A 15,179-nucleotide genomic window follows, 5' to 3' on the forward strand; every position below is an offset into this window, starting at 1 on the left:
AACTAAAAAAGCTTACTTAATTTACTTAAAACTAATGAAAAAAATTTACTTTTTATTTATTACTCTATTGTCGTTTTCGGCTTTTGCTCAGAGCTACGACTATACGATTTACAACATTTCTAATTCAAATATAGCAAGCAACTATATAGGTGATCTTAAAGTGGATGCCAACGGTTTATTATGGATAGCTTCTTATTCAGGAGCCTCTACTTTTAACGGAACCACTTTTACCAACTACAATACCAGCAATTCCGGTATTACATCCAACTCAATTATAAAAATTCAAATTGATGGTTTGAATAGAAAATGGATGGCAACACAATCCAACGGAATCAGCCGTTTGAATGGAGCTACTTGGACCAATTACACAACTTCAAATTCCGGACTTCCGAATAATGCAATTAATGACATTGCGGTAGACGGTTTAAATAATCTTTGGGTAGCAACTGCGTCAGGACTTTCAAAGTTCAACGGAACTACTTGGACAACTTATAACTCACTAACCAATATTAATTCTGTTGCAACAGATAGCAATAACGGTGTTTGGATATCAACAGGAAATTTATTATATAAATTTAATGGAACTGATTTTGACATCATTACTGATGGAGTTCAAAAAATACTTCGAATAGCTAACAATACTATTTATATAGATGCTTTTGATGGTTTAATGACTTATACCATCAATGGAGGTGCTTATGATTTATATTTTCAAAGCACTTCTTGTCTTGCAGGATATCAACTTAACGCTTTGGACGTAAATAACAACAACAAAGTATGGATTGCATTTCAAGGTGAAGGTTTGCAGAATTTTACAGACTGTATTTCTTATACTTCTAACTCAGGTTTGCCAGACAACTATTTAAGTACAGTTAGAACTCAAGCTAACGGTACAATTTGGGTAGGAACATTGCAACTGGGTTTAACTAAAATGACACCAATCGCATCAACTTGTAGTTCACCGACACAGTTCTGGAGTCAAAATATCACAGCCACTACAGCTACTCTTAATTGGATTCCTGCAGGTCCGGCACCTGATAGTTATGTGATTCGATACAATACTACAAATGAAATTGGTGGTATACAAGACGCTACAGTTTCTACTTCCTTATCTTTAGAGAATTTAACCCCAAACACTGATTATCACTGGTGGGTTGCTTCTGTTTGTGGCGAACAACAAACTAATTGGGTATATGGAGGTTTCTTTTATACACCACAAGCCGCTACTTGTACTGCACCAACCAACACAAACGTATATAACTTAGGAGCTACTTCGTGTGGAATAACTTGGACTGCACCAACATCAGTTCCTAGCAATGGCTATGAAGTGTATTTGTCTACTATTAATGTTGCTCCAATTACAACTACTACACCTACTTATACAAGTAATACAACCAATGTAAACATTCCAAGTGGTTTAACTCCTGCAACCTCTTATTTTTATTGGGTTCGTTCTAATTGTGGTGCTACAAAAAGCAGCTGGACACCTGCCGGAAATTTTGTAACAAATTCATTGTCGGGTTGTACTACAGCTGGCTTTGGTCTTTTTCCTGCTGCAACCTTTACACCGGCTTGTACTGGAGCTAGTGAAACCATAGCACTTAACGCTTATGCTGGAGAATATGCTAATGTTAATGTAATTACTAACAGACAATATACTTTTTCAACTTCTGTAGCAACCGATTTTATTACCATAACCAATAGCAACAATGTTGTTTTAGCTAGTGGCACAACACCTTTAAGTTGGGCTTCTGGTTCTTATGCTGGAGTAATTCGTTACTATACGCATCTAAATGTGAATTGTGGTGAACAAAACGCAGACAGAGGTAAGTATATTCAATGTTCAGCTGTAACTAGTTGTGGATTGCCTTCTGGATTTGTTATTACTAACATTACCTCCGATTCATGTCGTATGTTTTGGTCGGCTCCGACTCCGACTCCAACTAACTATGACGTCTATTATAGTACGACCAATACGGCTCCACTAGCTTCAACTAATCCGAGTTTAGCTAGTACAACTAACTTTGTTGCTTATATAAATGGGTTATTTCCAGTAACTACTTATTACTTATGGGTGCGTTCTAATTGCAATGGAACAAGAAGTGCATGGGTAGCGGCAGGAAGTTTTACTACTATTCCTTCGTCAAGTTGTAATGGTGCTTTCTATGGATTGTATCCAGATAATCCATATACACCTGCTTGTTCAGGACAAACAGAACAAATTATTACCAATGCGTGGGCTGGAGAATATACCAATGTGAATATTCAACCAAATAAACAATATACATTTACCAGCTCTATCGCTACGGATTATATTACTATCACAAATGCTACAGGAACAACGGTTTTTGCTACTGGAGTAACACCATTAGTTTGGAATTCAAATGCTACATCTGGACTAATTAGATACTACTTTCACACCAATGCAAATTGTGGCGTGCAGAATACGTCTAGAGTTCGTTCGATCACTTGTGTGAATGCTACTTCTTGTAATCCTCCAACTAATTTTGTAAGTGAAGTGCTCTCTTCAACATCAGCAGTAATTGCCTGGATACCTTCCATATCAGCACCAAACGGAGGCTATTTATATGTGTATAATACAATCCCTACAATTGGTGGTATTGATGGAAGTACTTCTTCTACCAATGCAGATTTGAACGATTTATTACCGAATACTACGTATTATTGGTGGGTTGCTTCAGATTGTGTAAGCAGTTTAAGTGAGTGGGCTTATGGTGGTTCTTTTACCACACCTGCAGCCGCAACAGCTTGTTGGCAAACAATTAGTGCCGGTTATACCCATTCAGTAGGTGTAAAAACTGATGGCACTTTATGGGCTTGGGGAGACAATGGTTACGGCCAATTAGGTGACGGAACAACAATAAGTAAAAATACACCAACCCAAATAGGATCAGCAAACAACTGGGAAAGTATTTCTGCAAGTGGTGGTTTTACCATTGCCATAAAAGCAAATGGAACGCTTTGGGCTTGGGGAAATAATACCTTTGGTCAATTGGGCGATGGAACAACTACAAATAGAACCACGCCAACGCAAATTGGTACAGCGACCAACTGGAATAGTGTTGCAACAGGAGAAGGATTTGCTTTAGCAGTAAAGGACAATGGTACACTTTGGTCTTGGGGGTACAATAATCTTGGTCAGTTAGGTGATGGTACAACTACAAACAAAATTGTGCCAACACAAGTTGGAACAGCTACTAATTGGCAAAGTGTTGCTGCAGGATCTGGTTTTTCATTAGCCATCAAAACAAATGGTACACTTTGGGCTTGGGGTAGCAATTTATATGGTCAACTTGGAAATGGAACAACGACCAATTTGTCAGTTCCAACACAAATAGGTTCAGAAAACGATTGGGCAAATGTAGCAGCAGGATATTATCATTCTGTGGGTAGAAAGTCAAACGGTATTCTTATGACTTGGGGTAACAATGTTTACGGACAACTTGGAGATGGTACAACTATTAATAAAAATACACCGGTAGCGGTATATGATGGTGTTCAAAGTATTGATGCGGGATGGAATTATACTGTTGGAACAACAACATTTGGAAATATGTTGCTTACTGGGCAAAATGTTTACGGTCAACTAGGTGATGGTACTATAGAAAATAGAAGTTGGGTAGCTCTAACCAATTCAACTAATCACTTACAAATCTCAGCAGGAGCATTTCATACCTTGTCATTAAATGTGGATGGTTCACTTAAAGTATGCGGATTAAATGGACAAGGACGATTAGGAGATGGTACTACAATTGATAGAATTACATTAACACCTATTGCTTGTCCAACAAATAATCTAGGAATTGGCGACTTTACAGAAACGAACACTGTAAAAGTCTATCCAAACCCAGTTAATGACATTCTAACTATTTCATTTGAACACGGGATTTCTTCTGTATCGATATACAATTTATTGGGTCAGGAAGTATTTTCTAGATCAATCAACGCAAATGAAACGACGATTGATGTTTCTACTTTAGCATCTGGAACTTATATGGTAAAAGTAAGTGCTGGTGATATTGCAAAAACCACTAAAATTGTGAAGCAGTAGAATTTAAAAGTATATAAAAAACCCAAATTCCTTTAGAATTTGGGTTTTTTTTGTTTAATTTTAAGCGTGTTTATCTCCTAGAAATAAAATCATTTAATTCATCTGCACTAGAAGTAAAATCAAACACATTATTAACTTTAAAGTAATTTTGCGGTTCCACACAAGCATCAAAAGCAAATTTTGCAAAATCTAAACGCGTTTCTTCAAAACCAAAAATTTTACAGATTTCCACAATTTGATTCGTATTCAAACAATTATTTTGTGCAATTTGTTTTGCGGTTTTTAGTCTTGACTCGTCAAATCCTTGGTTTCTAATGGTTTGTAAAGCACTGTTAAAATTACCATTATTCATAGGTCTTGCACCATAACAACCTTCTTGTATCGGTTCTTGATAACCTATGTTAGAATTTCCTGTAGTCACAGTAGTTGTTTCGGTAATTGTAGTACTTCCGCCAAGAAGAGGGTCATTAATTGATATATTCACACCAACTCCGCCAACATTAACACCAGCATTTACTCCGCCAACAGATGTTGTTGTGGTAGTAGTTTGTTGCACAACGCCAACCGGAGCAGTTTGTTGCACAATCACTTGTTGAGGTGGAGCAGGCTGACCCCAACGTCTTACATAAACATTGGAAGGCGGTATAAAACCATCTACAACAGGAATCATCGAAAAGAAATTCAATTTCATTTTGGACGGTTTGTTTTTGTCACGACGAATTTTATACGTTACATCCATAAAAGCACCATCAACATCTGCAATTTGAAGAAAGTTTTTGGAGATTTCCTGACGAGTTTTGTCCTCAAAAATAATTTTAGCGTTGTAATAAGGTTGTACTAATTCTTCTACACGAAGGTTCGTTTGCGGCTCATCATTCATTCGTTCGCCATTCAAAATCAAGTAAAATTTGTCACCGTCTTCAGAAAAAATGGTTAAATGACCAAACGGCTGAATCTGCCCAAATGAAAGGGCTGAAGCAATAAGTAATAAACAAGTAAAAGTAGTTTTTAGTTTCATATACAATTGTTTTAAAGTTCTAAAATTAATTAATATGAAACGATATTTCCAAAAATAATGCCAAAAAAATGAGATGATTTAATTTATTTTTTCACAATTTTAATTGTTTCATAATCATCAACGCTTTTTAGTTTTAGAAAATAAATTCCGGTTGGCAAAATACTTAAATCAAGTGAAGTTTCCTCTTGATTTGTTTTTAACGAAATTATAGGTTGACCTAAAGCGGAGATTATTTCAATTTCATGGATTTCGGAAGAGTTACTAACTGTTAAAAAATCAGCTACTGGATTTGGAAAAATTTCCAAATTTTTAAACTTATTTTCGTCAAGGTTTAATTCACATTCTGTTGAAAACAAAACGCTTTCGGTTGACCATAATCCATGTTCAAATTCTGAACATCTATATCGTACTTGATACTTATAATCAGTACAAGGCAAAAGGTCAATGATTTCCGCGGGGTTGCTGTTAACTGTAATGTATGGAGGATTTGAATTTGATTGTGCATCTTGCGACAAATCAGTAGTCAGAAAAACATCATATTGAGGTGGGTTGTAAGTCGTTGACCAAGTTAATTGAGCTGTTGTTTCTGTACTGGAAATAAATTCTAAATCAAATGGTGCAAAAAAGCAACAATCGGTTGAGCAATTAGAAATACCACTAAATAAAGTTGAATTTGGCTCTCCTTCACCATAATTTTTAATAAAAATGACATTATTGTTTGAGCTCAAAAGCGTAACCTTTATTTGTTCAGGAGAATTTCCGCCTTCGTTCCAAACCATTTGAAAATGAACGCCGTCACAAAAAAATATAATGTCAGAAACAAAATCTCCGGAAGTAAAATTCTCACCAATTATTTTGATGGCTTCACCATTTTGATAAAAAGTCATCGTATTGCCATTCCACCCGGAATTATCTAAACTCTCTAAATAAACCGTATAGATGCATTGTTCCTCAACCTCACAAGAATTATTTTGTGCGTTTGAACTAGCAATAAAAAGAGTAATAAGTAAAACAATTATGCATTGATGTAAATACTTATTTTTCATGATAAAAGGATAACAATTTTATCAAATGTAGTATTATTAATTCAAATATAAACAATGATTGTAATAATCAATAATCGCTTTTCCCTCCAACAAAACATCAGCACCAATTATTCCGTGAACAGGTTTGGCTTTGTACTGCGTTAAGGCTAAATTCACGTGGGTTAAATCAAAAATAACTAAATGCAGATTTTTGGTTTTCCAACGACCAATTTTTAAAGTAACATTTTTGCCAATTTGTGTCTCCATTCCGGTTGCTCCGGCACCAGCAGCTTTGGTTTTAGATGCTTTTGCATTCACATTAAAATGCTCAACTTTATCAAAGCCAATACAACTATTGGATGCTCCGGTGTCTAAAATAAAATTTCCTTTTACGCCATTTATAGAGGCTTTTATCAACAGATGTTGGGTTTTAGAAACCTTAAAAGCAATTTTTTTATATCCTGAATCTTTTAAAAGATCTTGTAAATTCTTCATTTTGAGATTTTGAAGTTCAAAAGTAATTCAAATTAAAGTCAAAACAAAGCTGTAGAAATTATCTTGAAATTTACTTATTTTTGCCGGATGATTTTAACCGACACCCATACACATTTATATTCTGAAGAATTTGATTTGGATAGAAACGAAATGATGCAAAGAGCCATTTCAAAAGGAGTAACTCGTTTTTTTGTACCGGCCATCGATTCCACTTGCACCGAATCAATGTATGAATTGGAAAGAAACTATCCGGAAAATGTTTTTTTGATGATGGGATTACATCCGTGCTATGTCAAAGAGAATTATTTGGATGAATTAAATCACATCGAAACCGAATTAGCCAAACGAAAGTTCATCGCCATTGGCGAAATTGGTATCGATTTATTTTGGGATAAATCAACGCTCGAAATTCAGAAAACAGCTTTCAAGCATCAAATACAATTAGCCAAAAAGCATAAATTACCGATTGTCATTCATTGTCGAGAATCATTTGAGGAAATTTTTGAAGTCTTAGAATCGGAAAGAAGTGAAGATTTATTTGGAATTTTTCATTGTTTCACCGGAAATTTTGAACAAGCTCAGCAAGCTATTTCGCTTAATATGAAACTTGGAATTGGTGGCGTTGTGACTTTTAAAAACGGAAAAATCGATCAATTTCTTCATCAAATCGAAATGAAACACATTGTTTTAGAAACAGATTCGCCTTATTTAGCTCCGGTTCCTTTTCGTGGAAAGCGTAACGAAAGTAGTTATGTTTATTTGGTTGCCGAAAAATTAGCTTCCATTTATGGTGTTTCAATTGATGAAGTTGCTCAAATTACGACCGAAAACTCAAAAGCAGTTTTTGGTATTTAACGAAATATTACTTCAAAAGTCACAATTTTTTTGTTCATTTGTGCATTCAAAAAATCTGATTAATGTCAAAATTTGATACGATTCGACCTTATTACGATAGCGAAGTAAACGAAGGAATCCGTTCGGTGATTCATCATCCGATGATGAAAGCGTTGATGAATTTTACTTTTCCTGATGTTGATGAAAATGTGTGGATAGACCAACTTCAAAAAACACATTCAATCAGGGATTTTCAGATAAACTTTGTTTATCATTCGGTGCAAAAAGTACTTGAACGCAGTTCGGAGGGGTTAACAACATCCGGTTTCGAAAAGTTAGAAAAAAATGCTTCCTATCTTTTTATATCTAATCATCGTGACATTATATTGGATACATCTTTGCTAAATGTTGCACTTTATGAACATGGCTTGGTCATGACTGCTTCAGCAATTGGCGATAATTTGGTTAAAAAAGATTTCTTATATAAATTATCAAAACTCAACCGAAATTTTTTAGTTCAACGTGGATTGTCGCCAAGAGAATTACTGCAAAGTTCAAAATTAATGTCGGAATATATTGGTCAATTATTAATGAGAGAAAACCGCTCAGTTTGGATTGCACAACGTGAAGGAAGAACCAAAGACGGAAATGATGCTACCCATCAAGGTGTTTTAAAAATGTTAGGAATGGGTTCTGATGAGGAAAACGTGATGGATTATTTTAAGAAATTAAAAATTGTTCCAGTTTCTATTTCGTACGAATATGATCCTACCGATGCATTGAAAATGCCTCAATTGATGGCTGAGGCAAATAATGAAGTTTATATTAAGGAAAAAAATGAAGATTTTATCACTTTGTTAAGTGGAATAATGGGTCAAAAAAAACGCATCCATATGCATATTGGGGATGTTTTAGAGTCTGAAATGGATCAAATTAAAGGCAATGAAGACAATTCGAATCGTCAAATTCAGGCATTAGCACAAGTGATTGATGATTCTATTTTGAGTTCCTATAAATTGTGGCCAACTAACTTTATTGCACATGATTTGATGTATAATTCCACTCAATATAATCATTTATATACTGACGAAGAAAAATCATTGTTTGAAAGGAGATTAGAAATAAAAATTGACTCAACTAATCCAAAAATGGTTGAAAGCTTTTTGGCTATGTACGCCAATCCGGTAACTAATAAGATGAAATACCACAATGCATTCTAAAGCCAACATACTTTTAATTTACACTGGTGGAACCATCGGAATGATGAAAGATTTTGAAACCGGTGCGTTAAAAGCATTCAACTTTAAAAAACTGCTGCAACGAATTCCGGAATTAAAACAATTGGAGTGTGATATTGAAACCATTTCATTTGAAAAGCCCATCGATTCCTCCAATATGAATCCGCAAAAATGGGTGGAAATGGCACAAATTATTGAAGATAATTACGAAAAATTTGACGGATTCGTGGTGCTTCATGGCTCTGATACCATGTCTTATTCTGCATCGGCATTGAGTTTTATGTTTGAAAATCTTTCAAAGCCAATTGTTTTTACAGGCTCTCAATTACCAATTGGTGATTTGCGTACAGATGCTAAAGAAAATTTGATTACAGCAATCCAAATAGCCTCCCTCAAAAAAAATGGTAAACCAATTTTTAAAGAAGTTTGTCTCTATTTTGAATATAAATTATACAGAGGAAATCGAACAAGTAAAATAAATGCAGAGCATTTTATGGCTTTTGCTTCACCTAATTTTCCTGCTTTAGCAGAATCGGGAGTGCATATTAAAATAAATAACGAATCACTTTTTCAGTTAAGTTTAACCAAAAAAATGTTTGTTCATAAGGAATTAGATTCGAATGTGGCGATAATAAAAATGTTTCCGGGACTAAATCAGAATGTTTTGGCTTCTTTATTTGATATACCAAATTTAAAGGGAATTGTTTTAGAAACCTACGGAGCCGGAAATGCTCCAACCGAAGAATGGTTTATTTCTGTCTTGAAAAAGGCAATAAAAAAAGGAATTCACGTTATAAACGTGACGCAGTGTTCTGGCGGAAGTGTCAATATGGGGCAATATGAAACGAGTACGTATTTAAAAAAGATAGGAGTAATCTCAGGAAAAGACATCACCACAGAGGCAGCTATTACAAAGTTGATGTATCTTTTAGGACAAAATGTTTCTGCTAAAGTGTTCAAAACCATTTTTGAAACTTCTTTGCGAGGCGAATTGTCATAAAAATAACAAAATTAATTTTTCTAGGTGAGTTTTTTTTTGTTATTTGGCACTCTTAAAATACGTTGTAAACAATGAGGAGAGGTGTCCGAGTGGTCGAAGGAGCACGCCTGGAAAGTGTGTATACTCCAAAAGGGTATCAAGGGTTCGAATCCCTTTCTCTCCGCCATTTTTTTATAATGTGTGATTAATTAAAAATAAATTTATACCTTTAACCTGATTAACTAATTAAATTAAGAACAAAAGCAATGAAAAGATTATTTTCTATTTTGGCAATCACAGGTCTATTGACGTTTGGAACAGTTCAAGCACAAGAAGACACAACTCAAACAACTGAGCCAGCTGTTGAAACAGCAGCACCAGCTCCTGTAGAAGAAGTAGCAACTGTTGAAACTGTTGCTGACGACGAAACTGCAGGTGCAGACAAACCATTTACACAAGAGTTAAAAGAAAGATTTATTCAAGGGGGTCCTGGATTTATGGGGATCGTTTTGTTATGTTTAATTTTAGGTTTGGCTATTGCTATTGAAAGAATTATTTACTTAAATCTTTCTACAACAAATTCAAAAAAATTAATCAAAGATGTTGAAGATGCTCTTCAATCTGGTGGTGTAAATGCTGCAAAAGAAGTATGTAGAAATACTGCTGGTCCTGTTGCATCTATTTTCTATCAAGGTTTAGACCGTATTGATCATGGTGTAGAATCAGCTGAAAAAGCGGTTGTTTCTTACGGTGGAGTGCAAATGGGTCAATTAGAGAAAAACGTATCTTGGATTTCATTGTTCATCGCATTAGCACCGATGTTAGGGTTCATGGGAACTGTAATCGGGATGATTCAAGCTTTCGATAAAATCGAAGCTGCCGGTAACATGGATGCATCACTTGTAGCAGGAGGTATTAAAGTAGCGTTATTAACAACGGTATTTGGTCTAATTGTTGCCATGATTCTTCAAGTATTCTATAACTACATTATTGCTAAAATTGATTCAATTGTAAACGACATGGAAGATGCTTCTATTAGTTTAGTTGATATCCTTGTGGACTATAAAAACAAAAGATAATTTAAAATAACTATCAGTATGAACTTAAAAAAGTTATCCAGATTAATAGTTATTGTATTAAGTATAATTTCTATTGTGTTTCTGGCAACAATTATGGCATCTGACGCTCCTGATGGAGGGATGATTGAGCCGTTTATTTATGTTGCTTATTTAACACTTTTCATAGCAATTGTATTGGTGTTGTTGTACACGCTTAAAAATCTTGCTTCAAAAGATTTGAAAAAAACACTTATTAGTGTTGGAGCATTTTTAGCCGTGATATTAATTGCCTTTATTTTTGCTGACGGAACTCCAGTACCATTAAAAGATGGTGGCGAAGTTTCTTCGTTTGGCTCAAAAATGGTTAGTACAGGTCTAAATGCTTTTTACATATTAGCTTTATTTGCTGTAGGACTAATGTTTTTCTCAGGATATAAAAGAATTAAAAGATAAAAAATGGCTAGAAAACACAGAGATGCACCACCGGAAGTGAATGCCGGATCGATGGCAGATATTGCGTTCCTGCTGTTGATTTTCTTCCTGGTGACTACAACTATTCAGACCGATCAGGGGATTAACAGAAAGTTACCCCCGATTGAAGATGTAGTAGATCCACCTGAAATTAAGGAAAAAAACATTTTCACCGTATTGATTAATAAAAACGATCAATTATTAGTTGATGATGTACCAATGGATCTAAAAGATTTAAGAAAAGCAGCAATAGCTTTTCTTGACAATGGAGGAGATGGTTCTTGTAATTATTGTAAAGGAGCTAGAGATGTAGCTTCATCGGATAATCCGGATAAAGCAGTAATATCCTTGCAAAATGATTCAGAAACATCCTATGAAGCTTATATTTCGGTTCAAAATGAGTTGGTAGCGGCCTATTATTTTCTAAGAGATAGAGAGAGTATGGCTAGATATAATAAAAGTTTCCGAGAATTAGAAGCTATGTTTGATGATCCGAAAACGAAAGATGCTCAACGTGAGAGAATTGAGCCTTTAATTAAAGATATCCAAGCATTATTTCCACAAAAGCTTTCTGAAGCTGAGCCTAAACGTAATTAATAGTAAATTTTAGAAGTATGTCTAAATTTAAAAAGAAAAAAGGTGGCGATGTGCCAGCGATTTCAACTGCATCTTTGCCTGACATTGTATTCATGTTATTATTTTTCTTTATGGTAGCCACCGTAATGAAAGATAATGATTTAATGATTCAAAATGCCTTGCCAAAAGCAGATCAAGTTACGAAACTGGAAAAGAAAGACCGTGTAATGTTTATTTTTGCCGGGAAACCGCATGAAAAATATCGTTCACAGTATGGTGAAGGAGCTCGAATTCAGTTAAACGATCGTCTTTCTGATGTTTCTGAGATTAGAAATTTTGTTTTGGCAGAGAGAGCTGCAAGACCACCTGAATTAGAAAATGTTTTAACAACATCACTAAAAGTAGATAAAGAGGTTAAAATGGGTCTTGTTACCGAGATTAAACAAGAATTAAGAAAAGTTGAAGCGTTAAAAATTAATTATACTACCAACCAAGGTAAAGTAACAAATTAATGCATCAAATTTAGATACAGAAGCCACGCATTTGCGTGGCTTTTTTTGTAATTTTATATTCACAAATGAGTTTTTATGAAACTAAATCTTTTTATGTTTTTCTTTTCGTGTACGTTGTTGGCACAAGACACTTTGTATTATGAAAAGAAAATAGATTCGTTATACCGAGAAGATCAATTTTATTTTGGATTTGCATATAATGTCTTGCAAAATAAACCCAGTGGTGTCTCGCAAGATGGCTTTTCTACAGGATTACATTTTGGTTTTCTACGTGACATGCCGATTAATACTAGCAGAACATTTGCCGTTGCAGCCGGAGTTGGTTTAGCTTATCAAGCGTATAATCAAAACTTACTTATCTCTGATACCGATAATAACTTCACTTATACCGTTATTGATCGCGATATTTCGTTCAAAAAAAATCAATTTTCTTTTGTTAATGTTGATTTACCTATTGAATTTCGTTGGCGTACCTCGACACCGGATAGCCATAAGTTTTTTAGACTATATTCCGGATTTAAGTTGAGTTATATGCTTTTTAATAACTCACGATTTATCTCTAATTCTGGCGATATCAAAATTAATAACAATAAACAATTTAACGCTTTTCAGTATGGCGTTTACCTTGCAACCGGTTACAATACTTGGAATTTTTATGCCTATTATGGTTTTAATACCATCTTTAAATCAGAGGCAAAATTTGATGGAAGACCTATGGAATTGAGTACGCTGAATTTAGGGCTACAATTTTATATTCTATAACCAAAAATACCACAAACAAAACTGTGGAATTGCTCCGCAAAAGAATCCCACAACTAATTCAAATAGTGTGTGAGCTTTCATTTGTAATCTTGAAGAAGCCACAAATCCGTTGAGTGTTATAAAAGTGGCGATAGTATAAAGCAATGATATTTCTACCCTCGAACTTAATCCGATAATAAAAAAAGTCAACGCAGCTATTCCGAGCATATGCAAACTCGCTTTCACCTTTAGAAATAGAAATAGAATAGCTAAAATTGTACTCCAAAATGCTCCAAAAAAGAAAAAGTAAAGTTCAGGAATGCGATCAATAGTTATACTCTTTTGGGTAAGAATAAGCAATAGAATACAATTTACCGTTAACGGTATTTTTCTCTGTGAAAGTTGTGCTACCATGACGGAATCAACTTTCCCCAATGATAATAATAGATAAAATAATGAAATAGGAATTAACACCGTAATGATCACAATCTGAATCATATACAGGTAGATTTCCTGCAACACAAAAAAATCCCAAAACAAAACAAAAAAGAAAGCTGCCGCATAAACCGATATAAAAAGCGGATGAAAAATATAGGAGAATATAGGGAGAATGCTTTTCAAAAAACTTATATTTTTTTCCTCATTCGAGCAACCGGAATATCCAATTGTTCGCGGTATTTTGCAACAGTTCTTCGGGCAATTGGATAACCTTTTTCTTTAAGAATTTCGGCCAACTGATCATCCGGAAGTGGCTTTTGTTTGTCTTCTTCCTCAATCACATTTTGAAGAATTTTTTTAATCTCCAACGTAGAAACATCTTCACCTTGATCATTTTTCATTGATTCCGAAAAGAATTCTTTGATGAGTTTCGTTCCATACGGAGTTTCAACATACTTACTATTAGCAACTCTGGAAACGGTGGAAATATCCAATCCAATCATATCTGCAATATCTTTGAGAATCATCGGACGAAGTTTGGTTTCATCACCTTCTAAAAAGTATTCCTGTTGATAGTGCATGATGGCGTTCATTGTTACAAACAACGTTTCCTGACGTTGTCTAATGGCATCGATAAACCATTTTGCTGAATCTAATTTTTGTTTGATAAACTGAACTGCATCTTTTTGAGCATTCGATTTGTCGCGAGAATCTTTATACGTTCGCAACATGTCTTGATAATCCTTCGACACATGAAGCTCCGGTGCATTTCTTCCGTTTAACAAAAGTTCAAGTTCGCCTTCAACAATTCGAATGGTAAAATCGGGAACAACATGTTCAATCATTTTATTGTTTCCGGTAAAAGCTCCACCCGGTTTTGGGTTTAACTTTTCAATTTCTTCGATTGCTTTTTTAAGCTGATCTTGCGAAACACCGTATTTATGAAGAAGTTTGTCGTAATGTTTTTTTGTAAATTGTTCAAACTGATTTTCAATGATATCAATAGCCAAATCAACTGATTCTGATGGTGTTTTATGTTTGAGTTGCAACAACAAACATTCTTGCAAATCACGAGCACCAACCCCGGAAGGTTCTAATTCGTGCACAATATGCAGTATACGTTCAACAGCTTGTTCATCGGTGTAAATACCTTGTGTAAACGCTAAATCATCTACAATATCCGCTATCGATCGACGGATGTAACCCATGTCGTCAATACTTCCGACCAAAAATTCTGCAATTTCTCTATCTTCTTCGGAGAGAATAAAGGTGTTTAATTGATTTATCAAATCCTGATGAAAAGTAACCGGAGCAGCAAAAGGCGTTTCACGGTCTTCGTCATCATCACTGTAATTATTGGCTTGTAGTTTATATTCGGGAGTTTCGTCGTCACTTAAGTATTCATCGATGTTGATGTCTTCTGCATCAATTCGATCATATTCATCTTCTTCGTAATCGTCAAACTCTTCTTTTTCAAATTCATCTTCAAATTCATCTTCCTCTTTTCCGCCTTCCAAAGCCGGATTTTCATTCATTTCCTCTTTTAATCGTTGTTCAAAAGCCTGCGTAGGTAATTGAATTAACTTCATCAACTGAATTTGTTGAGGAGATAATTTTTGAGATAATTTGAATTGTAGATTTTGTTTTAACATTATTAAATTTTTTGTTTAAAAGTTTAAGGTTTCAAGTTTCAAGTTGCTGAACGTACAACAACTTGAAACT

The 15,179-nt window shown here is 34.7% G+C and carries 14 protein-coding genes and 1 tRNA gene; 10 read left to right on the forward strand and 5 right to left on the reverse strand.

What is annotated here, in order from left to right:
* Positions 1–34 precede the first annotated feature (34 nt).
* A complete protein-coding gene (locus B4N66_RS00625; RefSeq protein ID WP_291091696.1) occupies positions 35–4,072 on the forward strand; it encodes a fibronectin type III domain-containing protein in 4,038 nt (1,345 codons plus the stop codon).
* Positions 4,073–4,142: 70 nt separating this feature from the next.
* On the opposite strand, the gene B4N66_RS00630 is transcribed toward B4N66_RS00625, so the two are convergent.
* From B4N66_RS00630 to B4N66_RS00640, 3 genes are all read right to left on the reverse strand, one after another.
* The gene (locus B4N66_RS00630) at positions 4,143–5,090 is read right to left on the reverse strand and encodes a DUF4476 domain-containing protein (protein ID WP_291091698.1); all 948 of its coding nucleotides are present in this window, start codon (positions 5,088–5,090) and stop codon (positions 4,143–4,145) included.
* Between the two features lie 83 nt (positions 5,091–5,173).
* Positions 5,174–6,136 carry a T9SS type A sorting domain-containing protein gene (locus B4N66_RS00635; protein ID WP_291091700.1) on the reverse strand — a complete coding sequence of 321 codons (963 nt, stop codon included), beginning with the start codon at positions 6,134–6,136 and terminating at the stop codon, positions 5,174–5,176.
* A 36-nt stretch (positions 6,137–6,172) separates the two neighbouring features.
* Positions 6,173–6,610, reverse strand: a complete 438-nt coding sequence (locus tag B4N66_RS00640; protein ID WP_291091702.1) for a retropepsin-like aspartic protease — start codon at positions 6,608–6,610, stop codon at positions 6,173–6,175.
* An 87-nt stretch (positions 6,611–6,697) separates the two neighbouring features.
* On the opposite strand from B4N66_RS00640, the gene B4N66_RS00645 reads away from it, so the two are divergent.
* The 9 genes from B4N66_RS00645 (at position 6,698) to B4N66_RS00685 (ending at position 13,040) form a co-directional block, all read left to right on the forward strand.
* Positions 6,698–7,465: a TatD family hydrolase gene (locus B4N66_RS00645; protein ID WP_291091704.1), complete on the forward strand. Its 768-nt coding sequence runs from the start codon at positions 6,698–6,700 to the stop codon at positions 7,463–7,465.
* Between the two features lie 62 nt (positions 7,466–7,527).
* Complete coding sequence (locus B4N66_RS00650) at positions 7,528–8,664, forward strand: 1-acyl-sn-glycerol-3-phosphate acyltransferase (RefSeq protein ID WP_291091705.1); 1,137 nt, start codon at positions 7,528–7,530, stop codon at positions 8,662–8,664.
* Positions 8,654–9,682: an asparaginase gene (locus tag B4N66_RS00655; RefSeq protein ID WP_291091706.1), complete on the forward strand. Its 1,029-nt coding sequence runs from the start codon at positions 8,654–8,656 to the stop codon at positions 9,680–9,682. Before B4N66_RS00650 ends, B4N66_RS00655 begins: the two co-directional genes overlap by 11 nt.
* A gap of 75 nt (positions 9,683–9,757) precedes the next feature.
* A tRNA-Ser gene (locus tag B4N66_RS00660) sits at positions 9,758–9,848 on the forward strand.
* 79 nt (positions 9,849–9,927) lie between these two features.
* Complete coding sequence (locus B4N66_RS00665) at positions 9,928–10,740, forward strand: MotA/TolQ/ExbB proton channel family protein (protein WP_291091708.1); 813 nt, start codon at positions 9,928–9,930, stop codon at positions 10,738–10,740.
* Between the two features lie 18 nt (positions 10,741–10,758).
* Positions 10,759–11,172 carry a hypothetical protein gene (locus B4N66_RS00670; RefSeq protein WP_291091711.1) on the forward strand — a complete coding sequence of 138 codons (414 nt, stop codon included), beginning with the start codon at positions 10,759–10,761 and terminating at the stop codon, positions 11,170–11,172.
* 3 nt (positions 11,173–11,175) lie between these two features.
* On the forward strand, positions 11,176–11,787 hold the full coding sequence (locus tag B4N66_RS00675; protein WP_291091714.1) for an ExbD/TolR family protein: 612 nt from the start codon (positions 11,176–11,178) through the stop codon (positions 11,785–11,787).
* A 17-nt stretch (positions 11,788–11,804) separates the two neighbouring features.
* Positions 11,805–12,278: an ExbD/TolR family protein gene (locus B4N66_RS00680; protein ID WP_291091716.1), complete on the forward strand. Its 474-nt coding sequence runs from the start codon at positions 11,805–11,807 to the stop codon at positions 12,276–12,278.
* A gap of 75 nt (positions 12,279–12,353) precedes the next feature.
* A complete protein-coding gene (locus B4N66_RS00685) occupies positions 12,354–13,040 on the forward strand; it encodes a porin family protein (RefSeq protein ID WP_291091718.1) in 687 nt (228 codons plus the stop codon).
* Here B4N66_RS00685 and B4N66_RS00690 read toward each other — a convergent pair.
* On the reverse strand, positions 13,035–13,640 hold the full coding sequence (locus B4N66_RS00690) for a hypothetical protein (RefSeq protein ID WP_291091720.1): 606 nt from the start codon (positions 13,638–13,640) through the stop codon (positions 13,035–13,037). The two genes, B4N66_RS00685 and B4N66_RS00690, sit on opposite strands and share 6 nt — an antisense overlap.
* 5 nt (positions 13,641–13,645) lie before the next feature.
* The gene (gene rpoN, locus B4N66_RS00695; RefSeq protein ID WP_291091722.1) at positions 13,646–15,109 is read right to left on the reverse strand and encodes an RNA polymerase factor sigma-54; all 1,464 of its coding nucleotides are present in this window, start codon (positions 15,107–15,109) and stop codon (positions 13,646–13,648) included.
* Positions 15,110–15,179: the final 70 nt, after the last annotated feature.

Origin of the sequence: Flavobacterium sp. UBA2787 (assembly GCA_002352205.1) — a bacterium.
Classification (GTDB): Bacteria; Bacteroidota; Bacteroidia; order Flavobacteriales; family Flavobacteriaceae; genus Flavobacterium.